Here is a 539-nt window from a genome sequence, read left to right as displayed (position 1 = left end):
CAAGAAATAGCGCATGCAGTCGAAACGCGTATCGGGGAAATCACGCTGCATCTCGAACTGCTTCAGCTCATCCCGGCTGAACACAATAAGACGGCGCGGCTTATATCGCGTTAGGATTGTACGGATCAACCGCTTCCCAAACGACCCCGTTCCACCCGTAACCAGAATCGACTTATCATTCAGCATGCGACACGCTCAAACCTTATCCAAAGATACACTGTCCTTATCGGCAAACAGCTCGGGACGCACAAGAGGCAATTCTTGCCGAACATCCTCGAGAAACTTAAGAAAGTCTTTCTCCAGAAGATCGATGACAACTCGGAAATTCTTTCGGACAAGTTTTTGGTAATTGTCAAAATCACTCGAGTAAACTCGCCGCCACCAATAAATACAGAACACAGTAAAAATCACTATAGTTCCAGTAAATATTGGATTAAATTCCGCTTTTTTTTCACCAAATCTGCTCATTCTCATAAATATTTCCATAAAATACCTTAAAGAATCATTTTCTTTCCTTGTCTTGCGTTTTATAATTTTTC

2 protein-coding genes are annotated in these 539 nt (G+C 42.1%); both read right to left on the bottom strand.

Translation table 11 applies throughout. The features are described from left to right. Positions 1-186 (bottom strand): polysaccharide biosynthesis protein (locus VZ95_RS20200; protein ID WP_045777461.1); only part of this gene is annotated, 186 nt, incomplete at its 3' end. A 9-nt stretch (positions 187-195) separates the two neighbouring features. Further along, the coding region (locus tag VZ95_RS27685; protein ID WP_045777460.1) for a hypothetical protein at positions 196-539 on the bottom strand (344 nt) is incomplete at its 5' end.

Origin of the sequence: Elstera litoralis (assembly GCF_000963705.1) — a bacterium.
GTDB classification, from domain to species: domain Bacteria; phylum Pseudomonadota; class Alphaproteobacteria; order Elsterales; family Elsteraceae; genus Elstera; species Elstera litoralis.
This window is presented reverse-complemented; position numbering and strand designations above follow the sequence as displayed.